The sequence below is a fragment of the Salinicola halophyticus genome (assembly GCF_003206695.1).
Lineage (GTDB): Bacteria > Pseudomonadota > Gammaproteobacteria > Pseudomonadales > Halomonadaceae > Salinicola > Salinicola halophyticus.
The window spans coordinates 479,864-503,439 of sequence record NZ_PZJN01000006.1; the positions used below are offsets into that span (position 1 = coordinate 479,864).

Here is a 23,576-nt window from a genome sequence, read left to right on the forward strand (position 1 = left end):
ATTAGTAGAAACATCTTGTCTGAATGGCGATAGTAGACCGACTTATTCGTCATCTATTCCGATAGCGCCGGAGGAGAATCAATGGCTTTTGCCCAGAAATTCATCGTAGCCGATGACCACCCACTCTTCCGGGCGGCTCTCAATCAAGCGCTACGACAGGTCTCGCCTCAGGCGGAGATCGTCGAGGCCGACAGCATGGAGGCCACGGCGGAAGTAGTGACGCGCCATCCCGATGCCGACCTGATTCTGCTCGACCTTCATATGCCGGGGGCGCACGGCTTCTCCGGATTGATCCAGCTTCGCGGACAGATGCCGGATATTCCCGTGACGGTCGTGTCCGGCAGCGAAGAAGTGGATGTCGTTCGCCGCGCCATCGATTACGGCGCCTCGGGGTTCATTCCCAAGTCCGCCTCGCTCGATACCATTGCCGAGGCAATCGGCGAGGTGCTCAAGGGAGAAGTCTGGCTGCCACAGTACCTGGCCGATGCCATGGGCGAGGGCAGCCCCGAAGACGCCCGGTTTGCGGAAGCGATCGCCTCGCTGACGCCACAGCAGTTCCGCGTGCTCAACATGTTGACGGAAGGGCTGCTCAACAAGCAGATTGCCTACGAACTCAATGTCTCGGAAGCGACCATCAAGGCCCACGTGACGGCCATCCTGCGCAAGTTGGGGGTTCATTCCCGTACCCAGGCTGTCATTGCCGCGCAGAAACTCGAGATCGAGCCGCCCAAGGTGACCAACGACTGACCGTTTCGAGAACCTGTAGTTAGAGAGTCCGGTTGGAGCCCAGGGGCTAAAGTCTCAAGCTTGAAGTACTGAGCTTGGAGTTCTGAGTTTAGAGTCCTGATACCGGGAGCCGCCGTTTTCCATCGTGGAAACGGCGGCTCTTGCGTTGGTACGTCACCATCTCAATCCGCCGTGGTGACGACTTTGGCCCGACTGAGCCGGCGCGCCATCAGCAGCAGTTCGAGACTGGCGAACAGCAACAGGCTATAGCCGGTCAGCTCGGTGATTTCCTCTGCCGCATCCTTGATGATCCGCAAGTAATGCTCCCCCATCAGTGCATGCCACAGCTCGCTGCGTCCATAGAGGCGGGAACACACGTAGGTGACGAGAAAGCCGGCTGCGAAGAGTCCGAATCCCAGGCTATTGGCCATCTGGGTGAACTCTTCCAGAAATTGGCGGCGGCCGCGAATCACGACGGCGAGAGTCGGCAGCGCGATCAGGGTGACCAGACATTCCCACGCGCCATCGAAAACGTAGCTATCCAGCCAGAGATCGTTCTCGCGCACCAATGACATCGCGAAGAAGGCGCTCAATAACAGGCTCAAGGTGCGCAGTACCTTGAAATGCTGACGAATGATCAGCATTGAGGTCGTGCAGAGGAGCAGCAGCACGGATTGGGTGATTTCGGTCAACGACGTTTCACTGAAATTGGGGGCGCCAATGTGTCTGACGTCCACCGTCAGCACCATCTGCATGAGAGCTGCCAGGAACAGGATATACACGACGGCCCGGAAGGAAACCGCACGAAAGGTCAGAGGAAAAAAAGTAGGAGGCATGATCGGATCCGGCCAGCAATTAATAGCTGGCTAAGATTATCAGCCTTAAGTTCCTTAAGAAACGCTGTTTCGATTGTTTTTTAAGATAGCCTTAATTTTCTGGCGCTATTCCCGCCCGGAGTTTGGCCGTCTCGATGCCGACGATCGCGGCGCGCTCATCGTTGGCGGAGCTGTCGCCGCTGACGCCCACCGCGCCGATAACCTGCTCCCGTTCGTCCAGGATCAGTATGCCGCCGGCGACAGGGATGAATTCTCCCTCGGCAGCCGAGGCGACTGCCGAGAGGAAGGCGGGGCGGTCGTGGTTGCGTTCACCCACCGTTCCGCTGGAGACGCCATATCCCAGGGCGGCCTTGGCCTTGCCGTGCGAGACGGCTGAACGCAGGGCCGCGCAGCCGTCTGCCCGGTCACTGCTGATCGGGCATCCGCTGATGTCCATGACGGTGACGGCGAGGGGGTTCAGTTCGTGCTCGTCAGCATGAGCCAGTGCCGAATCGATGATGGTACGAGCTTGTTTCAGCGATAGTGTCCGGTAAGTCAGGTAGACATTACGAGTCATGGCGGTGTTCCTTGAGCTATTTTTGTATTCATAATTCATTTTGGGTGGCGCTATCCATGCGCCATTGGGAGAATGGAAACATCGAAACAGTTATGAGTGCCCAATGATCAAGATTCAGCAGAACACTCTCTATGGTGAAGCGGCTGCCCGCATCCGAGACATGATCAACGAGGGCAGTCTGCTCCCCGGCGTCCGAATTCCGGAAAAGCAGCTGTGCGAGCAGTTCGGGATTTCCCGGACGCCGCTGCGGGAAGCGCTCAAGGTATTGGCATTCGAGGGAATGGTCGAACTCCTGCCAAACCGCGGTGCACGCGTCATGCGCTTGACGCGCCAGATGCTGGAGGAAACCTACAATGTGATGGGCGCGCTGGAAGGCCTTTCCGGCGAGTTGGCATGCCGCCATGTCACCGAACAGGAGGTTGCCGACATTCAGGCGCTCCACTATCAGATGATGGCGCATTACAAACGCGGAGAGATTCGGCCCTACTTCGAGCTCAACCAGCGTATTCACGATGCGATCATGCTCGCCGCCCGCAACGATACGCTGCGGGAAACGTATAGCAGTCTGAACTACCGCATTCAGCGGGTCCGCTACTCCACCCACATGATCGACGAATACTGGGATCAGGCCGTCGCCGATCATGAAGCGATGATCGAGTGCCTGCTGGCTCGCGATGGTGAACGCCTGGGCGCCATACTTCGCGAGCACTTGCGACACAAGCTCGTCGTCGCCGCCGCGAGCGGTGTGATCGACGAAGACCAGCCTACCGCCGTCTAACCCCATCGGCCGGTCTCTCGCGGGTTCGCCGGCCTCCGTCGGCCGCCCGCGCCTTTCTCTAAGCCAGCCACTGGCTCTTCGTTGTCTCAGCCCGCTTGCCTGTATCAACCCCGGCATAGTCTGTATCAGCCCCGGCATCGCCTGTATCGCCTCTGGTATCGCTCCTTCCTTGCGAGGACACCACTCGGCGTGACCGACCGTTTTGGCCTTCCCGATCCGCTATCGATCTGAAGTTGGCCGGAGCTTGCGCCGGTAGAGCGGCTGCACGTTGCAAAAGGCGCAAAATTTAAAATGAATTCATTGTGTTGGCACCTTTCGGTATCGCTGTTTCTCGATAACTGGCTAATTACCAAAGCATAGTGATGAGACTTTACGCCAATAGACAAATGGCGGATTGGTTTCGATTGAATTATGAATTCATAATTCATTGGCAAGATCCCAAGGTGCTCGCACTGCGGGGTATCGACCGGAGCGTGGCAATAATCCCGACGGCCTTCCCGGTCCATCGTTCAGGCGAGCCAATATAAAAAGACGGAAGGACGCCAGTGATGAAAAGTCTCAAAGCAGGCCTGTTGGCACTAGCGCTGATGGCCGGTGCCAACCATGCCAATGCCCAGGAAGTTCAGGTCAAGTTTGCCCATGTCGGTGAGCCGGGCTCGCTGTTCGCCAAGGTGTCCGAGGAGTTCGCCAAGCGCGCCAACGAGAAGCTCGCCGGTGAAGCCAAGGTGGTCGTCTACGGGTCGAGCCAGCTGGGCGGCGATTCCGAACTGCTGAAGAAGCTCAAGCTGGGCACCGTCGATCTGGCGCTGCCTTCGACCGTCATGAGCAGTGTCGCCCCGCAGTTCGCCCTGTTCGAGATGCCGTATCTGATCGCCGATCGTGATCACATGGCCAAGGTGCGCGACGAGGTGGTGAGACCTCAGCTCTATCCGGTCGCCGAGAGCCGGGGGTATCACATCATCGGCGTGTGGGAAAACGGATTCCGTCAAATCACCAACAACGAGCGGCCGATCACCACGCCGGCCGATCTTTCCGGTATCAAGCTGCGTGTGCCGCAGGGCGTCTGGCGCGTCGAGATGTTCAAGAGCTACGGTGCCAATCCCTCGCCCATGGCGCTGTCCGAGGTGTTCGTCGCCCTGCAGACGGGCGCCATGGACGGTCAGGAAAATCCGCTGGTCCAGACCTACGCCTCGCGCCTGCAGGAAGTGCAGAAGTACCTCTCGCTCTCCGATCACATCTATACCCCGGCCTTCGTCACCGCGGGCCTGAGCTGGAACCGGCTGCCCGAACACGTGCGCGACGTGCTCAAGCAGACGGCCGAAGAGATGGAGCCCTATGCGTTGGAGCAGGGCGCCAAGCTCGACGAGGAGACGCTCGTCAAGATGCGCGACGCCGGTCTGCAGATCAACAAGGTCGATCGTCAGGCCTTTATCGATGCCTCCAAGCCGGTCTACGACAAGTTCATCAAGGACGTCGATGGCGGTCAGGCGATGCTCGACAAGGTGCGTGAACTGCAACCCTCCAGTTAACCGCTGTGCGCGGTCGAGCTCGACGACTCGGGCTCGACCGGCTGTGGACGAAGGAACCGCCTATGAAAACCCTGAGTACGCTTCGCGATGGTTTCAATCGCCTGCTCGAGATCATCGTGGTCATCAACATGCTGGTGTTGGCGGGCATCGTCATCGTCGGCTTCCTTTCGCGCCTGGTGGGGTCGCCCTTTACCTGGTATGACGAAGCGGCTTCGATCAGCCTGGCCTGGCTGACCTATTACGGGGCTGCGCTGGCTGCCGCCAAGGGCGCGCATATCGCCTGTCCCAGCATCGTTAACGCGTTCACGCCGCGGATACGGTTGCCCATCGCCCTGCTGGGCGAGGCGGTGACGATCGCGTTCTTCGTGTTGCTCACCCTGACCGGCTGGCAGGTGGTCCAGATTCTGGCGGGCTCGACCATGATCAGTCTGACCAGTGTGTCACTGCAGTTTACCCAGTCGGCGCTGCCGATCGCCTCGGTCCTGTTCATCATCGCGGAGCTGCTGCGATTGCCTGAGGTGATTCGCCAGGCGCGCGGTGAAGGTTTCGTCGATCACGAACTCGAAGAAATCGGCTTGAGCCCGAACATGGCCAGTCAGAGCGATGCCGCACCCGACGTGCGGTCTAGCGCAGGAGGTACGGCACGATGATTCTCATGCTGATGTTCATCGGGCTGCTGGTGTTGATCGTGCTCAACGTGCCGATCGCCATCGCCCTGGGCCTGGTGGGCGCCGTTGCCGTCTACTCCAGCTACGGGGTCTACGCGCTACCCAATATCGGACTGACGATGTTCGAGGGGGCCACCAACTTTCCGCTGATCGCCATTCCGCTGTTCATTCTGGCCGGTGCGATCATGAACGCCTCGAGTATCTCGCGACGTCTGATCGACTTCGCTTCTTCGCTAGTCGGCTTCGTCAAGGGCGGGCTGGCGATGGTGACGATCGGTTCCTCGATCTTCTTCGCCGAAATCTCGGGTTCGGCCGTGGCCGGTGTCTCGGCGCTGGGCAGCCTGCTGATTCCGGCGATGAAGAGCCGCGGCTACTCCAAGGAGTTCGCCGCCGCGATCTCGTCATCTGCTGCCAGTCTGGCGATCATCCTGCCGCCGTCGATTCCGATGATTCTGTATGCGGTGATGTCGGGGGAATCGGTGGTCAAGATGTTCGTCGCCGGCATCTTCCCGGGGCTGCTGGGTGCCCTGGGCCTGGCCATCGCCTGCTATTTTCTGGCGCGCAAGCACAACTTCCCTTCCGAGGGGCGTTTTCAGGCCAGCCGGGTGTGGAAATCCTTCAAGGAGGCGATCTGGGCGCTGATGATCCCGGTGATCATCCTCGGCGGCATCTTCGGCGGTATCGTCACTGCTACCGAAGGCGCGGCGCTGGCTGTCGTGGTGGCGATCTTCATCAGTGCGGTGATCTATCGGGAATTCACGCTGAAGACACTGTGGAAATCGTGTCTGGATGCCGGTATCCAGACCGCCGTGGTGATGCTGCTGGTGGCGAGTTCGGCGCTGGTCGGGCTCTACCTCACCGAGTCCCAGCTGCCGCAGCAACTGGCCAATTCGATCAGCGGTCTGACCGACAACAAGTACGTCATTCTCGCGTTGCTCAACATCATCTTCCTGATTCTCGGTGTGTTTCTGCACTCGGCGGCGGCGATCATTCTGGTGGTGCCGATCGTACTGCCGCTGATCATCCAGGTGGGTATCGATCCTCTGCACTTCGGTCTGATCGTAACGCTCAATCTGGCCATCGGTCAGCAGACGCCACCGGTGGCCAGCGTCCTGATCGCCTCGTGCTCGATCGCCAAGGCGGACATTTGGCGCACCTCGAAAACCAATCTCTGGTTCCTGGGAGTGCTGTTCATCGTGTTGATCTTCAACACCTACGTGCCCGATTTCGCACTGCTGCTGGTGCACCTGATTTACGGCAGTTGAAGTACGCCAGCCGAGGCGCGCAGCTGAAGCGCCTCGACGCCTCACCGATACCGACCATGAGAGCGACACCATGATTCAGGATGACGAAATCCGCTGTTATCAGGAGGGCACGATCGGTTGGATTCGCTTCAACCGCCCGGAAGCCCGTAATGCCATGACCTGGCACATGTACGAGGCCATGGCAAAGGCTTGCCAGCAGTTCGACGAGAATCAGGAAATCCAGCTGATCGCCTTCCGTGGCGAGGGCGCGGAGGCTTTCGTCGCGGGGACCGATATCAAGCAGTTTGTTGAATTTACTGCTCCCCGCGATGGGATCGACTACGAGCGCCGGATCGATGCGGTGATCGGCGGCATCGAGCGGGTGACGACGCCGACGGTGGCGCTGATCGACGGCTACTGCGTCGGCGGTGGTGCGGCCATCGCCATGGCCTGCGACTTCCGCTACGCCAATAGTGCCTTCAAGTTCGGGATTCCCATCGCCAGGACCGTGGGCAACTGCATGTCGATCACCAACGTGTCGAGACTGGTCGACCTGCTCGGTATCGCGCGAACCAAGCGCGTACTGATGCTGGCGAAGATGATCGAGATCGACGAGGCGGTGACGGTCGGGCTGATCGACGCCGTCGTCGAAAGCGAAGGGCTCGACGAGACTGCCAGGGCCCTCGCCGAGAAGCTGGCGGGTCACGCGCCGCTGACGATGCGGGCGACGAAAGTCCTGATCAATCGAATCCTCGATCAGCGGCGGCCCGATCCTGAAGCCGGCGATGACCTAATCGAGCTTTGTTACACCAGTGAAGATTTCCGGGGCGCCGTCAGGCGATTCATCGACAAGACGCCATACACCTGGCAGGGCCGCTAGACCCGAAGGGACAGGCGCGTCATTCGTCAGCGCCGTTGACGCTTTCGTCATTGACAGGTTGGCAGGGAGAATCGCCATGTTACCGCTGGAAGGCATGAAGGTACTCGACATCTCGCAGATCATGGCGGGCCCGTACTGCACCATGGTGCTGGGCGACATGGGGGCGGACGTGATCAAGGTCGAGAAGACCAATGGCGGCGACGACAGCCGCCAGATGGGGCCTTACGTCAACGAGGAATCCACCTGCTTCGCGCAGATCAATCGCAACAAGCGCAGTATCTCGATCAACCTCAAGGAGCCCGACGGGCTGGAGCTTTTCTATCAGCTGGCGCGGGAAGTGGATGTCGTGGTCGAGAACTATCGACCCGGCGTGACCCAGTCGCTGAAGATCGATTACGACACTCTCAAGGAGATCAATCCCGGGCTGGTCTACTGTTCGATATCCGGTTACGGCCAGACGGGGCCGTATCGACGCAAGGGCGGGTTCGACCTGGTCGCCCAGGGCATGACCGGACTGATGTCGATGACCGGCGAGCCCGGTCGGCGGCCGTTGAAGACCGGCGTTGCCGTCTACGATATCGGCGCCGGGATCACCGCGATCTATTCGATACTGGCAGCCTACATTCACAAGCAGAAGACAGGCGAGGGCCAACTGGTGGATGTGGCGATTGCCGAGTGCGGCCTGCCCTGGTTCACCTGGGAGGCGGCAGCCTACTTCGCCGAGGGGCGCGTTCCGCAGCCGACCGGCTGGCGGCATCGGGTTTCCGCGCCGTATCAGGCAGTCAAGGTTCGCGATGGCTTCATCATGCTGGGGTGCGCGAACCAGCGTACCTGGGAGCGGTTCTGCAATGACGTGCTGGCGCGCCCCGAGTTGACTCAGGATCCCCGCTTCGTCACCAACAGCGACCGAGGGCAGAACGTCGACGCGCTGGAGGCCTTGCTGGAAACGTTGATGGGTGCGATGGACATGCAGGAATGGCTGACCCGGTGCGACGAAGCCGGCGTACCGGCCGGGCCGATCAATGATTTCGCCCAGGCGATGGATGATCCGCATTATCGCGAGCGAGGCATGGTTCAGGAGCTCGATCATCCGGTGATCGGACGCATGAAGACCATCGGTTTTGCCAGCAAGCTGTCGGGAACACCGCCCCAGATTCGACGCCCGGCGCCGATTTTCGCCCAGCATACCGATGAAGTGCTGGCGACGCTGGGTATCGAAGGCGATCGTCTGGCGGGACTGCGCGAGCGGGGCGTCGTTCGCTAGTTCAATCGGCGTTCTCTGGCGCGGCGATTTCCTGCGACCGCCGCGCTTCCTCTTCCAGCCAGTCGTGAACCGCGCGTACTCGGCGATCGTCCAGCGCTCCCTGCTGGTAGACCAGCCCGTAACGTTTGCCGGTCGCCACCGAGCCGGCAAACGGTGCGATCAGGCGTCCACTGGCGAGCTCGTCGCCGATCAGAGTCCTCCGGGCGATCGCCACGCCCATGCCGGCGATCGCCGCTTCCACCGTCAGTTGATTGCGATTGAAGGTGTAGCCCCGACGCACGTTGACGCGCTGGCCGCCGATCGCCTGCAGGTAATGCTCCCATTCGGCGTAATCGTGGCTGCCCCGCCATGCCGTCACGTCATGCAGCAGCGGGTAGTAGCCCAGCGCCTCGGGGGCGGTGAGCGGAGGACGACGCCTGAGTAGCTGCGGCGAGCAGACGGCAAAGATCCGTTCATCGATCAGCGGCGTGGTCTGCAGTCCGGGGTAGTGGCCGTCGTTGAGATCGATGGCCAGGTCGTAGCCGCCATCGAGCAGCGACAGGTTGCTGTCCTCGGCGCTGAGATGAAGATCGATATCGGGAAAGCGCGCCTGCAGCCTCGGCAATCTCGGCATCAGCCACTTGGCCAGGAACGACGGCAGGCAGCGTAGCCGCAATACGCCGCTCATGACCCCGCCACGCAGCCGGTCGACCTCCAGCCCGACGGCGTCGTAAGCCTGGGCGACCACGCGGGCCAGGCGTTCTCCTTCTTCCGTCAGCGCCAGTTGACGTGGCAGACGCCGGAACAGACGAAAGCCCAGACGCTCCTCGAGCTGCTTGATCTGCTGGCTGACCGCGCCGGTGGTGACATGGAGTTCTTCTGCCGCCCGTGTGAACGACAGATGGCGAGCGCTGATGGCGAAGACCTTCAACCAGGCGTGGGTCTGGGCATTGAGCGATGGGAACATGATTTAGCCAGGCTATAGGTTTTGGCAGTTTTTATCGATTGTGTCTGCAATATACGGCGAGCACACTGAAGTCAAACTATATCGTATGCCTGTTCCGAGAACGACGGTTCATGGCGTCGGACCGACATCAGAGGTGGCCGCATGACTTTCAGTGTGTTTGATCTGTTCAAGATCGGTATCGGGCCCTCGAGCTCGCATACGGTCGGGCCCATGCAGGCGGCCCATGATTTCGTCATGACGCTGCGCCAACGCGAGCTGCTGGGAGCCGTCACCCGAGTCTCGATCACCCTCTACGGATCGTTGTCCGCCACGGGGCGAGGACACAATACGGATAGCGCCGTGTTGGGAGGGCTGATGGGGGAGCGCCCGCTCAGCGTGGACCCGGACGACCTGGCACTTCGGCTGGCGGCAACGGCGCGTGACGGCGAGCTCAAGCTGGCGGGCGTTCACAACGTCGCGTTCGATGCGGCTCGGGATATCGCGTGGTGCGACGAGATTCTCGACTATCACACCAACGCGCTTAAGCTGAGCGCCCAGGATCGAGATGGGGTGGTCTACGCCAATACCTACTATTCCATCGGCGGCGGTTTCGTGGTCGATGCCGAGCAGGCCGACCGCGCTGCCCGCAGCGATGCGCTAACGCCTGCGGTCACATTGCCTTATCCGTTCAGGAACGCCGTCGAGCTATTGAACATCTGTCGCCGAGAGGGGCTTTCCATCAGCGACGTGATGCTGGCCAACGAGCAGGTCTGGCGCAGCGAATCGGACATTCGCGACGGCCTGTGGCGTATCTGGCTGGCGATGAAGGCATGCGTCGACAGTGGCCTGGATCAGCAGGGCGTTCTGCCGGGCGGGCTCAACGTCAGACGGCGGGCGCCGGCATTACATCGTCGTCTGATCGCGCTGGAGGGCGAGAAGAGTCTGATCGCCAGCACCTTCTCGGCGATGGACTGGGTCAACCTGTTCGCGCTGGCCGTCAACGAAGAGAACGCCGCCGGGCGGCGTATGGTCACCGCGCCGACCAATGGCGCGGCCGGAATCGTGCCGGCGGTGTTGCACTACTACATGAAATTCCAGCCGGGCGCCTGCGAGAAGGACGTCGTGCGGTTTCTGCTGACGGCCGGTGCGATCGGCATTCTGTGCAAGACCAACGCCTCGATCTCCGGCGCCGAGGTCGGCTGCCAAGGCGAGGTCGGCTCGGCCTGCGCGATGGCCGCCGCCGGTCTGGCTGAGCTGATGGGAGGCACGCCGGCCCAGGTCGAAAATGCCGCCGAAATCGGCCTCGAACACAATCTGGGGCTGACCTGCGATCCCATCGCCGGGCTGGTCCAGGTGCCCTGCATCGAGCGCAATGCCATCGCCTCGGTCAAGGCGATCAACGCCGCGCAGATGGCGCTGTGCGGCGATGGCGAGCATTTCGTTTCCCTCGACAAGGTCATTCGCACCATGCGCGACACCGGACGTGACATGCAGGATAAATACAAGGAGACGTCGCGGGGCGGATTGGCCGTCAATACCATCGAATGCTGAGCGCCGTACTCGGGCCCGCAATAACGACAATTGCGGCTGGCTGTGTCAATATCGGCTTCCTCGAGAAAGTGTGACGCGGTCGCTAAAAGTACGAATAAGGGCACGGGTAATGAGCCAAGTCAGTTGCATTGTTTGTCATTTCAAACACTACGGTGAGCTGTCCAAGAATGACGAGACTCTGCTGGCCGATCTCGAGCAAAGCCCGACGGAGGTCGCTGCCGACCAGATCCTGTGGCAGGAAGGGGATTCCGCACGCGAGTTCTGTACCCTGAGCAGGGGTTGGGCCTACTCCTTTCGCCATATGGAGGACGGTTCGAGACAGATTCTGGAAATCTATCTGCCCGGCGACATCATTGGCCTGAGAGAGTTCGCCTTCAAGGAGCGCCTCACCGGTGTTGCCATGCTGGAAGATGGCGTCGTCTGCCACTTTCCCCATCGGCGGCTGATCAACGTTTTTCGCGAATCGTTGACCCTATCGACGATTTTTTTCGCCATCTCTTCCCATCAGCAGGCATTGCTGACAGAGCGCTTGGTCAATCTGGCGCGGCGCAGCGCGCGTCAACGTCTGGCTCATCTGATCTACGAGATGTACGTGCGCCTGGATCGCACCAAGGCGCGTCAGGGCAACAGCATTCGTCTGCCGCTATCCCAGCAGCACCTGGGCGATGCCCTGGGGCTGTCATCGGTCCATGTCAGCCGCACGCTGACCGCGTTCCGTGAGGAGGGGCTGTTGCTTCGTTCGCGTCAGCGCATCGAGTTGCCCGATCCGGGCGCGCTGGCTCGCGAAGCCGAGTTCGGCGATGCCTATCTCAATGACGGGATCGATCACTTCTTCAATCACTGACACGACGCTGTCAGTGAACCTAGGATGCTGGCCGGGCATGATCGCCCCCGGCAATCTCTCCCGGCAGGCGCGCCGACAGGAAATCGATCAGCAAACGGATCTTGGAAGAGAGCTGGCGGTGGCGTGGATAGACCGCCCAGACCGCCGTGTCGGTGAACTGATAGCGATCGAGCACGGCCGTCAGCTCTCCCTGCTGGATCGCCGCTTCCACGTAGTAATCCGGTAGCTGAGCTAGCCCGATCCCCTTGCAGGCGGCGTCCAGCAGTGCCGGCCCCGAATTGCCGCGCCAATTCCCCGATACGCGAATTTCTCGCCGTTGCCCTTCGACCTGGAACAGCCAGCTGTCGCGCGATCCGACCAGACAGTTGTGATGGGCAAGCTCGGACAGACTGTGCGGTGTCGGCAGTCGCTGGAAGTAGTCGCGGGAGCCGACCACATACTCGCGGCGCTGGCACAGGCGCCTGGCCAGTAAGCTCGAATCCTTGAGCACGCCCATGCGGATGGCGATATCGAAGCCCTCGTCGATCAGTTCCACCGGGCGATTGGTGAAGTGCAGGCGTACGTCGAGCTGTGGATGGCGGCAGTGAAAGTCATTGACCAGCGGGGCAATGTAGCGCTCGCCGAATGTCGTCGCGCAGCTGATGGCCAGGCGGCCCCGCGGCTGCGACTGCAGTTCGTTGAGCGCGGCCTCGGCCTCCTGAAAACCATCGAGCAGCGATCGGCAATGTTCGTAGTAGACCGCGCCGCCATCGGTGAGCCGTATCTGGCGCGTTGTTCGATAGAGAAGCGGCGAGCCCAGCGTCTGTTCCAGCTGGCTGACCAGTCGGCTGACGTGGGAATTGGACACCTTCAGTGACCGGGCGGCGCGGGAGAACGTGCCCAGCCGCACCACGGCGACGAACGCCTCGATTCCCTCCCATCGTGACATGTTGGCCCCCTGGCTGTTCGTTATCCATATTGTTGTCATACAGCAATAATCATGTGTTGAATGCCGGGTTTATTGCTGAGCGGTGAGCGCCTAGACTGAATCAAAACCGCTCGTCCTGTCATCCATCGAACGACGAGCGAGCCGCAGAGTCCAAGCTTTCAAGCTCAACCGGAGACAAACTGATGAAATCTCGTGCCGCAATCGCCTGGGAAGCAGGCAAGCCGCTCTCGCTGGAAGAGATCGACGTCGAGGGCCCCAAGGCGGGCGAAGTCATGGTGCGCATTGTCGCCACCAGTGTCTGCCATACCGACGCCTACACGCTGTCCGGCAAGGACCCCGAGGGGCTGTTTCCCTCGGTGCTCGGCCATGAAGGCGCGGGCATCGTCGAGGAAGTGGGCGAGGGCGTCACCGACCTGAAACCCGGCGATCACGTCATCCCGCTCTATACCGCCGAGTGCGGTAAGTGCAAATTCTGCCTGTCCGGCAAGACCAACCTGTGCAGCGCCGTCCGCGCGACCCAGGGTAAGGGCCTGATGCCGGATGGCACCACGCGCTTCTCGAAAGACGGCACCTCGCTGCATCACTACATGGGCACCTCGACCTTCTCCGAATACACCGTGCTGCCGGAAGTGTCGCTGGCCAAGGTGTCGAAGGAAGCGCCGCTGCACAAGATCTGCCTGCTCGGCTGCGGCGTGACCACCGGGATCGGTGCCGTATTGAATACGGCCAAGGTGGAGCCGGGCGCGACCGTCGCCGTGTTCGGACTGGGGGCGATCGGCCTGGCGGTGATTCAGGGCGCGCAGATGGCCAAGGCCGGCCGCATCATTGCCATCGACGTCAATGCAGACAAGTTCGAATTGGCGCGTCAGTTCGGTGCCACCGAGTTCGTCAATCCCAAGGATTACAGCGATCCGATCCAGCAGGTGATCGTCGATCTGACCGATGGCGGCGTCGATTACTCGTTCGAGTGCATCGGCAACGTCAACGTCATGCGCTCGGCGCTGGAGTGCTGCCACAAGGGCTGGGGCGAGTCGATCATCATCGGTGTCGCCGGCGCCGGCGAAGAGATCTCCACACGCCCGTTCCAGCTGGTCACCGGTCGGGTCTGGAAAGGCTCCGCCTTCGGTGGCGTCAAGGGCCGCACCGAGCTGCCGGGCTACGTTCAGCGTTACATGGATGGCGAGATCAAGATCGACGAGTTCGTCACCCACGACGTGCCTTTCGATCAGATCAACGAGGCGTTCGATCTGCTGCACGCGGGCAAGAGTATTCGCACCGTTCTGCACTTTTGATACGCGCCCGAAGCCGCGCGCAGGGCTCTTGATCGCGCCCCGGGCTACGCGAAGAGCATATGATTTATCGCGCCCGAAGCCGCGCGAAGAGCTCTTGATCGCGCCCGAAGCCGCTCGAACCGTGTCCGACACGCGTCCAATCCACCGGCGGTGATACCGCCGGTGCTGCAAGGAGAAAACCATGTCGATGAGCGAACAGCTGGAGCTGGTCTCGGCCACCAAGAGTTTCGGTGGCTGGGTCAAGCGCTACAAGCATTACTCCCGGGCGCTGGATTGCGACATGATCTTCGCGATCTATCTGCCGCCCCAGGCTGAGGAGGATCGCGTGCCGCTGATGTGGTGGCTGTCGGGTCTGACCTGCACCGACGAGAATTTCATGCAGAAGGCCGGGGCGCTCGAGACCGCGGCCGAGCTGGGTATCGCGATCATCTGCCCGGACACCAGCCCGCGCGGACTGGACCTGCCCGGTGAGCACGACAGCTATGATTTCGGTTCCGGCGCGGGTTTCTACCTCAACGCCAAGCGCGAACCGTGGTCGAAGCATTATCGGATGTACGACTATGTCACCGAGGAACTCCCCTCGGTAGTGCGGCTGCACTTTCCGGTCAACGGTCGTGAATCGATCAGCGGTCACTCCATGGGTGGCCACGGTGCGCTGGTGCTGGCGTTGCGTCAGCCGGGGCGTTACGCCGCGGTATCGGCGTTCGCGCCGATCGTCAACCCGACCCAGGTGCCGTGGGGCCAGAAGGCGTTCGAGAACTATCTGGGCGAGGATATCGGCCTGCGCACTCAGTACGACGCCTGCGAACTGGTCGCCAAGGGGTCGTCGCGTCAGCCACTGTTCATCGACCAGGGCGAGGCTGACAACTTCCTCGAAGAACAGCTCAAGCCCGAGCGGCTGGAAGCGGTTTGCGAAGAGCACGATCATCCGCTGACCCTGCGCCGCCATCCCGGCTACGACCATAGCTATTTCTTCGTCGCCAGCTTCATCGACGAGCACCTGCGTTATCACGCTGAAAGGCTGCACGCCAAGCGCTGAGAACGCATCTGACGCGATAGGTCCGATGACGTTGACTCGCCTGAGTCCACACTTTCAGGCGAGTCGTCTTTCTTCCCCATGGAGTCGGCGACCGGTAATGCCCGGTGAGGCCGTTATCCGCCTATCTCTACTCTGTCTCTCCTGTCTCTCCCGCTTATCCGCTCCACCTGTCTGTTCTGCTTATCCGTTTCTCCCATCCATTCCTTCAATCTATGCTTGCTATCGATCGCCGATGGCGGTTGATGCATAGCATCCGTCGCTTACGGTCAAATCATTGCGTCTTAACTCGTCAGAGTAGAGGAGGAGTTCCATTCGATAACAAATCAAGGGAGACGCTTCATGAGTCATTCGAACATAAAACGCCACGTCCTCACCGCGGCGTTGCCGCTGACTCTCTTCGCTGCAGGCTCGGCGCAGGCCGATCTCGATACCGTGCGCTTCGGTGTGCCGCCGTGGCCGGGCGTGACGGTGAAGTCGGAAGTGGCAACGCAGATTCTCGAGGCCATGGGCTACCAGACCCAGCAGAACGAGCTGGCCGTCGGCGTCATTCTCAACGGGCTGGCCAACGACGACCTGGATGTTTATCTGGGCGGCTGGTATCCGATCGAGCAGGAGATGATCGATCCGCTGGTCGCCGACGGCAAGGTCGACAAGGTCGCCAAGAACATCAGCAACGCCAACTCGGGGCTGGTCGTTCCGGAATACGTTCATGAAGCGGGCGTCGACAGCGTCGCCGATCTCGACCGTTACAAGGATCGTTTCGACGGCGAGATCCAGGGCATCGAAGCGGGTACCGGCATCAATGACGCCATTCTCGGCGCGATCGACAAGGATGCGGCGGGGCTGGGCGACTGGCAGCTGCGGGAAAGTTCAACGGCCGCCATGCTGGCCTATGCCGATCAGAAAATCAGCGACAAGCAGTGGGTGACGTTCGTCGGCTGGGAACCGCACTGGATGAACGTCAGCTACGATCTTTACTATCTGAAGGATTCCGACGACAGCGGCACGGCGGATATTCTCAGCACGGTCTGGACCGTGGTCCCGTCTAGCCTCGAGGCGGAGGATGCCAATCTCTATCGTTTCCTCTCCCAATATCAGGTCGATATCGAGGCTCAGAACGACTGGGTCTACCAGTACAGTCATGAAGAGCGATCCGCCGACGAGGTCGCCAGCGAGTGGATTCGCGATCACTACGATATCGTGGCCCAGTGGCTGGACGGGGTGACGACAAAGGATGGCAAACCGGCCATCGATGCCGTCAAGGCGCAGCTGGATAGCTAATGACGGATGAATAGTCGAAGGCGGGCTGAAAGTTGAACCCGACCCGCATCTACGCTTCGCTGCCGAGCCGTCGTGCCAGCGCCTGGCAGAAATCCTGCCAGGCGGTCTGCATTGCCGGCAGTTCGGCGTGGCCATGCAGCGCGCCGTGTACCATGCCGGGCGCACGGCGGTAACCGACCGCAGCCCCCGCCTCTCGCCAGGCCAGAACGGCGCGCTCCAGCGGGAGGGTCAGCGGGTCGCGCTCGGCGGATAGCGCCTCGATGGCCAGGGTCGGAGGCCGCTCGGCTGGCACGTCTGGCAGGTGCGGTGTGGTCATCGTCCACAGCGACAGGACATCGGCGCGTGACAGCAGTGGCGCATCCTCACCCAGATTATCGAGCGTCGGCGTCCCCACCACCGGATAGATCAGGCCGAGCAGTCCTTTCCACTCGCTGGTATGGGCGACATCGATCGCCAGCCGTCCGCCGGCGCTGTCGCCAATCACCGCCACGGGCACCAGCGATTCGACCACGCTGCGGCAATCCGCCAGCGCCTCGATGTAGTTCGCTTCGGGCAGCAGCCGATAGTCGACGCTCACCACCTCGCGCCGCAGGCGTTCGGCCAGATCTGCGGTAATGCCGTGATGGCTATTCACCGAGCCCAGATTCCAGCCGCCACCGTGCAGGAAGACCACGCTACCCTCGGCGCGGCTAACCGGGAGGAAGCGTCGTACAGCGACACCGGCCAGACGCTCGTCGACGACCTGCATACCGGCCGGATCGGCGACTCGACGCCGTGCATGCAGCGCCTCGTACGCCTGACGTCTTGCCGACAGCGATTCATCGCCACTTTTGTCGGCCGGGCTGAATTCCCGGATGAAGTCTTCGATAGGCATGGAGCTTTCCTTGTCGATGTATCTTGGAGATAGACCTTTGAGATGGACCTGGCTATGGACCTTGGAAATGGACCTGGGAAAGGGTCCCGGGAAAGGGTCCCGGGAAATGGGCTTTAGAAAGGCCTTGGCGACAGTCTCTCCCACCGCGCTCCGCCGATAGGCCCAATCCCGTCATGCCCTTGTTATACTAGCCCCCCGTTCTCTCGACCATGAGCTCTCGTCCATGCCTTCCGGTTGGCTGCGCACGTCCCTACGCTACTTGCTGATCGCCATGGGCGCTTTCGTGGGGTTATCAATACTCCTGGTGCTGGTATTTCGCTTCGTGCCGGTATTCGGCTCGATGGTGATGCTCGAGCGCAAAGTCAGCTCATGGTTTGACGGCGACAATCTGGCCATCGAACAGCAGTGGGAGCCGTGGTCCAGACTTTCCGACAATGCCAAGGTGGCGGTGATGGCGGGGGAGGATCAGCGCTTCCCGGATCATTGGGGCTTCGATGTGTCGCAGATCAAGCGCTCGATCACGAGCTGGTCGGACGGTGGCGACTTGCGTGGCGCCAGCACCCTGAGCCAGCAGACCGCCCGGAATCTCTTTCTGTGGACGGGGCGCAGCTGGATTCGCAAGGGGTTGGAAGCGTGGTTCACGCTGCTGCTCGAAGCGCTATGGCCGAAGCAGCGCATTCTCGAGGTCTATCTCAACATCGCCGAGTGGGATACGGGCGTGTTCGGGCTGGAGGCCGCTGCGCAGCACTATTTCGGCACCTCTGCCGCCAATCTCAGCGTCTCCCAGGCCAGCCGGCTCGCGGCGATACTGCCCAACCCGCGGGGCTGGAGCGCTTCTCGGCCTTCCGCGCACGTCCAGCAGCGGTCGGCATGGATCCAGCGTCAGATGCGCAATCTCGGCGGTACCGATTTTCTTCAGCGGCTCGACTGATTCCATCGGCTGGCTCAATCATCTGCCCGGTCGGCCAGCACCGCGTCGCGTTTCTCCAGCAGGTGGCGCTCCATGAGGGCGCCGAGCACAGATCCATCACGCGCTTCCAGCGCGGCCATCATCTCGCGGTGTTCTTCCACCGCTCTGCGCCATTTGGCTTCCGAGCGATTGGAGGAGAGTCGCAGCGGGTGAAGGCGCCGATTGAGCGATAGATAGGTCTGGCGCAGGGCCTCGTTACGGGCGGCGCGATTGATCAGATCGTGAATGCGCTGGTTGGCACGGTAATATGCAGGCAGGTCGTGGCGCTGCCAGTATCCCAGCATCGTCTCGTGGGCATCGCGAACGTCGGCCAGCTCCTCCTCGGTGATGCGCAAGCATGCCAGCTCGCCCGAAAAACGCTCCAGCGCGCTCATCAACTCGAAGGTGTCGTGAATTTCCTGGTGCGTCATGCGGGTCACGAAGGTGCCGTAGTTGGGCGAGATCGTCACCAGTTTCTCGGCCGCCAGCACACGCAGCGCCTCTCTGAGTGGCGTGCGCGACACCGCCAGCCGATCGGCCAGCTCGCGCTCGTTGATGCGCTCGCCGGGTTTGAGATCACCTTCGGTAATCAGATCGTGCAGCCGCTCCACGATCTTGTCGTGAAGCGCAGCGCGCTGAATGCGCATCGGACGCACTGCCGTCTCGAGCGTGGTGTCATCGTCATTGAATGTCTGCATGCATTGAACCCTGATCGGTCTTCTCTACTTTCTATCGCAAGCGTTCGGCCCTGACTACTGCTCCATCGCAATCCATCGGCAGGAACTGGCGCCAGCGCCCTGTCGTATGACGGCCTTCGACCTATGTCGAGGTTTGTCGGCGGGCAATTATTCGGCATATTGCGTAATGAATGCAAAAAACCATTTGGGTGACAAACCACTTGGGTGACAGAAACCACTTGGGTGCTAAAACAACGTGAGGCGGCTCCCGCTTCACTCCTGGAGATGCCGCCATGCTCAATCTCGACCAACACCCCTCGGGCCGCCATTTTCTGCAGATACCCGGGCCGTCGCCGGTGCCGGATCGCATTCTTCGGGCGATGAGCCTGCCGACCATCGATCACCGCGGCCCCGAGTTCAGTGAGTTGGGTCTGAAGGTCATCGGTGGCATTCAGAAAATCTTCAAGACCGAACATCCGGTCATCATCTATCCCGCATCGGGCACCGGCGCCTGGGAAGCGGCGCTTTCCAATACCTTGAGTCCGGGGGACGCGGTATTGATGTTCGAGACCGGCCACTTCGCCTCGCTGTGGAAGCAGATGGCGCTGCGCCTCGGACTCGAGCCGGAATTCCTATCATTGCCGGCGTCGCAGAGCTGGCGCTACGGAGTGCAGCCGCAGCTCATCGAAGAGCGATTGCGCGAGGATCGCGAGCATCGGATCAAGGCGGTGTGCGTCGTGCACAACGAGACATCCACCGGCGTCACCAGCGACATCGCCGCCGTCCGCCGGGCCATCGATGCCGCCGGTCATCCGGCGCTGCTGGTGGTCGATACCATTTCGGGGCTGGCCAGTGCCGACTATCGCCACGACGAGTGGGGCGTCGATGTCACCGTTTCCGGCTCGCAGAAGGGGTTGATGCTGCCGCCGGGTATCAGCTTCAACGCGCTATCGCCCAAGGCGATCGAAGCCAGCCAGCGCTCCCTCATGCCCAAGAGCTTCTGGGCGTGGGACGAGATTCTCGCCGGCAACACCAACGGCTACTGGCCCTACACGCCGAGCACCAATCTGCTCTACGGTCTCAACGAGGCGCTGGACATGCTGCTGGAGGAGGGGCTGGACCAGGTCTTCGCCCGCCACGAGCGGTGGGGCGAGGGCGTCCGGCGCGCGGTCAATGCCTGGGGGTTGGAAATCCAGTGCCAGGAGCCCGCGCTCTACTCGCCGGTGCTGACGGGCGTGGTGATGCCGGAAGAGATCGACGCCGACGAGGTTCGTCGGACCATCTACGACCGGTTCGATCTGTCACTGGGGACGGGACTCGGCAAGGCCAAGGGGAAGATGTTCCGCATCGGCCATCTCGGCGACTGCAACGACCTGACCCTGATCGCCACTCTTGGCGGTTGCGAAGCCGGGCTCAAGCTCTGTGGCGTCGAGCTGTTCGGCAGCGGCGTACAGGCCGCGCTGGATTTCTTCGCCGACAATCCGGCGCCCGGCACGCCGGCGGCGCGCAAACTGGCGACGGCTGAATCGAAGGGTCACTCACAGGCCGGTGCCGTCCGCGCCTGACAGGAGATCGCCATGAGCGTGATGCCGAAAAGTCCGGTCGTGAGGCGGCCCAGACAAGCTGCCATGAGTGAGTTCGAGAGCCGGCTGCGTCGTGAGATCCAGGGCGAGGTGGCGTTCGACGCCGGATCGCGGGGACGCTATGCCACCGACGCCTCGATCTATCAGATCATGCCGCTGGGCGTGGTGGTGCCGAGAGACCAGCAGGACCTGACCCTCGCTCTGGATATCGCCCGGGACTTCGGCGCGCCGGTGCTGCCGCGAGGCGGTGGCACCAGTCAGTGCGGACAGACGGTCAACGAAGCGCTGGTGATCGACACCAGTCGCTGGTTGACCGGCATCGGCGAGCTCGACGTCGAGGCACGCACCGTCACGGTCGAGCCCGGCGTGGTGCTCGACCATCTCAACGCCTGGCTCAAGCCCTACGGGCTGTGGTTCCCGGTGGATGTTTCCACCTCGGCGCAGTGCACGCTCGGCGGGATGGCCGGCAACAACTCCTGCGGTTCGCGCTCGATCCGCTACGGCAACATGGTTCACAACGTGCTGGGCCTCGAGGCGACGCTGGCGGATGGCCGCGAGACGGTTTTCGGCCGCTTCGACGAGATCGCGCCCGGCTCGGCGCTGGCAGGGCTTGCCGGTTCGGTGTCGGCCATTATCCAGCGCGAGGCTGCGGCGATCCGTGAGCACTATCCCCAGGTGCTTCGGCGGGTCGGCGGCTACAATCTGGACCTGTTCGATTGCCGCAACCCGATTCCCTACGACGCTGAAAATCGAGCCAATTTCGCCCATCTGCTGATCGGCTCGGAAGGTACGCTGGCGTTCACCCGCCGGCTGACGCTCAAGCTGTCGCCGCTACCGGTGCACAAGGTGCTCGGCGTGGTCAATTTCCCGACCTTCTACCAGGCGATGGACATGACCCAGCACATCGTCGAGCTGGGCCCCGCCGCGGTGGAACTGGTCGATCGCACCATGATCGAGCTGGCGCTGGAGAATCCGGCCTTCCGACCGACGGTGGAGAAGTCGTTGATCGGTCGTCCTGATGCGCTGTTGCTGGTGGAGTTCGCCGGTGAGGATCAGGAATCGCAGCGCCGTCAGTTGAAAGCGCTCGAGACGCTGATGGGCGATCTGGGGCTGCCGGGTAGCGTGGTCGGGCTGGAATCGGGGAGCGAGCAGTCGGCGCTGTGGAACGTGCGCAAGGCCGGGCTCAACATCATGATGAGCATGAAGGGCGACGGCAAGCCGGTGTCGTTCATCGAGGACTGCGCCGTGCCGCTCGAGCATCTGGCCGAATACACCGAGCAGTTGACCGAGGTCTTTCATCGCCACGGCACCGAGGGTACCTGGTACGCCCACGCCAGTGTCGGCACGCTGCACGTACGCCCGATTCTCGACATGCGCCGCGGCGGTGCCGCCAAGATGCGCGCCATCGCCGAGGAGGCGTCCGCCCTGGTCCGGCGCTACAAAGGCGCCTACTCGGGAGAGCACGGCGACGGCATCTGCCGTGGCGAATGGGTCGCTTGGCAGTTCGGCGCCGAACTCAACGCCGCCTTCGGCGAGATCAAGCGGCTGTTCGATCCGGATAATCGCTTCAACCCCAACAAGATCGTCGACACGCCGAAGATGGACGACGCGCGGCTGTTCCGCTTTCCCGCCGACCACCAGATCATTCCTATAGCGACCGAGCTCGACTGGTCGGCCTGGAATGTGACCCGCGATCCGCTGAGTGGCGCTCTGGGCCAACCCGGTAGCGGCGGCGACCCCGCCCACGGCCTCGCCAAGGCCGTGGAGATGTGCAACAACAACGGCCACTGTCGCAAGTTCGACGCCGGTACCATGTGCCCCAGCTATCGGATCAGCCGCGACGAGCGACACCTGACGCGGGGGCGCGCCAATACTCTGCGGCTGGTGCTGGCGGGCAAGATCGGCGATCGGGGGCTGGCCAGCGACGAGGTGAGTGACGCGCTGGATCTGTGCGTCTCCTGCAAGGGCTGCAAGCGCGACTGTCCGACCGGCGTCGACATGGCCAAGTTCAAGATCGAAGCGCGTGCTGCGCGGGTGAAGGAGCACGGTTTGAGCTGGCGCGACAAGCTGGTATCCGAACTGCCGCGCTACGCGCCCTGGATGCGTCATATCGGCAAGTTGGCCGCACGTCTCGAACGCGTTTCCTGGCTGGGCGGGCGTGGCAAGCGCTGGCTGGGTTTCGCCGAGATGCGTTCGCTTCCGGTTTTCAGCGGAGATTATCTGAGGACGGCTAGCGCTGAGACTCATCACCCGGCAGCAAACCCAACGGGTGAGGTGCTGCTGTTCGTCGATACCTTCAACAACTACTTCGAGGCGGACAACGCGCGGGCCGCACGGCGCGTGCTGGAAGCGGCCGGCTATCGGGTGCATTTCAATGTTCGCGACGGCCAGAGGCCGCTCTGTTGCGGGCGCACCTATCTAGCCGCGGGGCGCGTCGATCGGGCCAAGGAAGAAGCACGCCGCACCCTCGAGACCCTGATGCCCTATGTCGAACGCGGCGTCAAAATCGTCGGGCTCGAACCCTCGTGTCTGCTCACGCTGCGCGACGAGTTTCTGCACTTTGGTTTTGGTAAGGAGGGTTTTGGTAAGGAGAGTTTCGGTGAAGACGCCACTCGGCTGGCGGGGGCTTCCATGCTGTTCGAGGAGTTCCTGGTGGCGGAAAAACAGGCCGGGCGACTGAACCTGGCACTCAAGCCGCTGACGGTTTCTCGAGCCAAGGTTCACGGCCACTGTCATCAGAAGGCGTTCGATGCCTTCACCCCGGTGATGACCGTACTGAACTGGATCCCCGAGCTCGACGTCGAGGCGATCGTTTCGTCCTGCTGCGGGATGGCCGGGAGTTTCGGTTACGAGGCGGAGCATGTCGAGGCATCTCGCCAGATGGCCGAGCTTTCGCTATTGCCGGCGGTGCGCGAGGCCGGGGAAGACGCCTGGATCGTGGCCGACGGCACCAGCTGCCGTCATCAGATTCTCGACGGGGCCGGGCGGGAAGCCTTGCACGTGGCGAAGGTGCTGGAGGCCGCGCTCGTCTCGTAGGTCCTGAGCTTTCAGCTCCCGGGCGCTATGCTGGCTCGTTGCCGGTAAACAGATGGAGTTAGCTCCTTTCGAGGCCTGACGAGAAATCTCGTCAGGCCTTTTTTGCTGGTGGCAAC

General features: G+C 61.8%; 21 protein-coding genes. 15 read left to right on the forward strand and 6 right to left on the reverse strand.

Going from position 1 to position 23,576, the window contains the following annotated elements; translation table 11 throughout:
* Positions 1–81: 81 nt before the first annotated feature.
* Complete coding sequence (locus DOM58_RS10005; protein WP_075562756.1) at positions 82–747, forward strand: response regulator; 666 nt, start codon at positions 82–84, stop codon at positions 745–747.
* Positions 748–908: 161 nt separating this feature from the next.
* Here the strand turns inward: DOM58_RS10005 and DOM58_RS10010 are convergent, their stop codons facing one another.
* Complete coding sequence (locus DOM58_RS10010) at positions 909–1,562, reverse strand: hypothetical protein (RefSeq protein ID WP_110692716.1); 654 nt, start codon at positions 1,560–1,562, stop codon at positions 909–911.
* A gap of 91 nt (positions 1,563–1,653) precedes the next feature.
* A complete protein-coding gene (locus DOM58_RS10015; RefSeq protein ID WP_245392222.1) occupies positions 1,654–2,157 on the reverse strand; it encodes a GlcG/HbpS family heme-binding protein in 504 nt (167 codons plus the stop codon).
* A gap of 64 nt (positions 2,158–2,221) precedes the next feature.
* Here DOM58_RS10015 and DOM58_RS10020 point away from each other — a divergent pair, with 64 nt between their 5' ends.
* The 6 genes from DOM58_RS10020 (at position 2,222) to DOM58_RS10045 (ending at position 8,481) form a co-directional block, all read left to right on the forward strand.
* Complete coding sequence (locus DOM58_RS10020; protein ID WP_110692718.1) at positions 2,222–2,896, forward strand: GntR family transcriptional regulator; 675 nt, start codon at positions 2,222–2,224, stop codon at positions 2,894–2,896.
* A 548-nt stretch (positions 2,897–3,444) separates the two neighbouring features.
* A complete protein-coding gene (locus DOM58_RS10025) occupies positions 3,445–4,425 on the forward strand; it encodes a TRAP transporter substrate-binding protein (RefSeq protein WP_110692719.1) in 981 nt (326 codons plus the stop codon).
* 62 nt (positions 4,426–4,487) lie between these two features.
* Positions 4,488–5,075, forward strand: a complete 588-nt coding sequence (locus DOM58_RS10030; RefSeq protein WP_188113803.1) for a TRAP transporter small permease — start codon at positions 4,488–4,490, stop codon at positions 5,073–5,075.
* Complete coding sequence (locus DOM58_RS10035; RefSeq protein ID WP_075562750.1) at positions 5,072–6,358, forward strand: TRAP transporter large permease; 1,287 nt, start codon at positions 5,072–5,074, stop codon at positions 6,356–6,358. Before DOM58_RS10030 ends, DOM58_RS10035 begins: the two co-directional genes overlap by 4 nt.
* Before the next feature lie 70 nt (positions 6,359–6,428).
* The gene (locus DOM58_RS10040; RefSeq protein WP_110692720.1) at positions 6,429–7,217 is read left to right on the forward strand and encodes an enoyl-CoA hydratase/isomerase family protein; all 789 of its coding nucleotides are present in this window, start codon (positions 6,429–6,431) and stop codon (positions 7,215–7,217) included.
* Positions 7,218–7,293: 76 nt separating this feature from the next.
* Positions 7,294–8,481 (forward strand): CaiB/BaiF CoA transferase family protein, encoded by a 1,188-nt coding sequence (locus DOM58_RS10045; protein WP_075562748.1) that lies wholly within the window; start codon positions 7,294–7,296, stop codon positions 8,479–8,481.
* Position 8,482: 1 nt separating this feature from the next.
* On the opposite strand, the gene DOM58_RS10050 is transcribed toward DOM58_RS10045, so the two are convergent.
* Positions 8,483–9,427 carry a LysR substrate-binding domain-containing protein gene (locus DOM58_RS10050; protein ID WP_075562747.1) on the reverse strand — a complete coding sequence of 315 codons (945 nt, stop codon included), beginning with the start codon at positions 9,425–9,427 and terminating at the stop codon, positions 8,483–8,485.
* A 141-nt stretch (positions 9,428–9,568) separates the two neighbouring features.
* On the opposite strand from DOM58_RS10050, the gene DOM58_RS10055 reads away from it, so the two are divergent.
* On the forward strand, positions 9,569–10,957 hold the full coding sequence (locus DOM58_RS10055) for an L-serine ammonia-lyase (RefSeq protein WP_110692721.1): 1,389 nt from the start codon (positions 9,569–9,571) through the stop codon (positions 10,955–10,957).
* 109 nt (positions 10,958–11,066) lie between these two features.
* Positions 11,067–11,801 carry a Crp/Fnr family transcriptional regulator gene (locus DOM58_RS10060; RefSeq protein WP_110692722.1) on the forward strand — a complete coding sequence of 245 codons (735 nt, stop codon included), beginning with the start codon at positions 11,067–11,069 and terminating at the stop codon, positions 11,799–11,801.
* A 19-nt stretch (positions 11,802–11,820) separates the two neighbouring features.
* On the opposite strand, the gene DOM58_RS10065 is transcribed toward DOM58_RS10060, so the two are convergent.
* Entirely contained in the window at positions 11,821–12,729 is a 909-nt protein-coding gene (locus DOM58_RS10065; RefSeq protein WP_075562744.1) for a LysR family transcriptional regulator, read from the reverse strand.
* A gap of 182 nt (positions 12,730–12,911) precedes the next feature.
* Between DOM58_RS10065 and DOM58_RS10070 the strand changes: the two genes are divergently transcribed.
* From DOM58_RS10070 to DOM58_RS10080, 3 genes are all read left to right on the forward strand, one after another.
* Positions 12,912–14,021 carry an S-(hydroxymethyl)glutathione dehydrogenase/class III alcohol dehydrogenase gene (locus DOM58_RS10070; protein ID WP_110692723.1) on the forward strand — a complete coding sequence of 370 codons (1,110 nt, stop codon included), beginning with the start codon at positions 12,912–12,914 and terminating at the stop codon, positions 14,019–14,021.
* Between the two features lie 181 nt (positions 14,022–14,202).
* Positions 14,203–15,060, forward strand: coding sequence for an S-formylglutathione hydrolase (gene fghA, locus DOM58_RS10075; protein ID WP_110692724.1), 858 nt, complete (start codon positions 14,203–14,205; stop codon positions 15,058–15,060).
* Positions 15,061–15,399: 339 nt separating this feature from the next.
* On the forward strand, positions 15,400–16,341 hold the full coding sequence (locus tag DOM58_RS10080; RefSeq protein WP_110692725.1) for an ABC transporter substrate-binding protein: 942 nt from the start codon (positions 15,400–15,402) through the stop codon (positions 16,339–16,341).
* Positions 16,342–16,390: 49 nt separating this feature from the next.
* Here DOM58_RS10080 and DOM58_RS10085 read toward each other — a convergent pair whose 3' ends face one another.
* Entirely contained in the window at positions 16,391–17,215 is an 825-nt protein-coding gene (locus DOM58_RS10085) for an alpha/beta hydrolase fold domain-containing protein (RefSeq protein ID WP_110692726.1), read from the reverse strand.
* A 223-nt stretch (positions 17,216–17,438) separates the two neighbouring features.
* Between DOM58_RS10085 and mtgA the strand changes: the two genes are divergently transcribed.
* Positions 17,439–18,146, forward strand: a complete 708-nt coding sequence (mtgA, locus tag DOM58_RS10090) for a monofunctional biosynthetic peptidoglycan transglycosylase (protein WP_110692727.1) — start codon at positions 17,439–17,441, stop codon at positions 18,144–18,146.
* Positions 18,147–18,160: 14 nt separating this feature from the next.
* On the opposite strand, the gene DOM58_RS10095 is transcribed toward mtgA, so the two are convergent.
* A complete protein-coding gene (locus DOM58_RS10095) occupies positions 18,161–18,862 on the reverse strand; it encodes a GntR family transcriptional regulator (RefSeq protein ID WP_110692728.1) in 702 nt (233 codons plus the stop codon).
* Between the two features lie 272 nt (positions 18,863–19,134).
* Here DOM58_RS10095 and DOM58_RS10100 point away from each other — a divergent pair, with 272 nt between their 5' ends.
* Together DOM58_RS10100 and DOM58_RS10105 are read left to right on the forward strand one after the other, a co-directional pair.
* A complete protein-coding gene (locus DOM58_RS10100; RefSeq protein ID WP_110692729.1) occupies positions 19,135–20,406 on the forward strand; it encodes a pyridoxal-phosphate-dependent aminotransferase family protein in 1,272 nt (423 codons plus the stop codon).
* A 63-nt stretch (positions 20,407–20,469) separates the two neighbouring features.
* Positions 20,470–23,460: an FAD-binding and (Fe-S)-binding domain-containing protein gene (locus DOM58_RS10105; RefSeq protein ID WP_245392223.1), complete on the forward strand. Its 2,991-nt coding sequence runs from the start codon at positions 20,470–20,472 to the stop codon at positions 23,458–23,460.
* Positions 23,461–23,576: the final 116 nt, after the last annotated feature.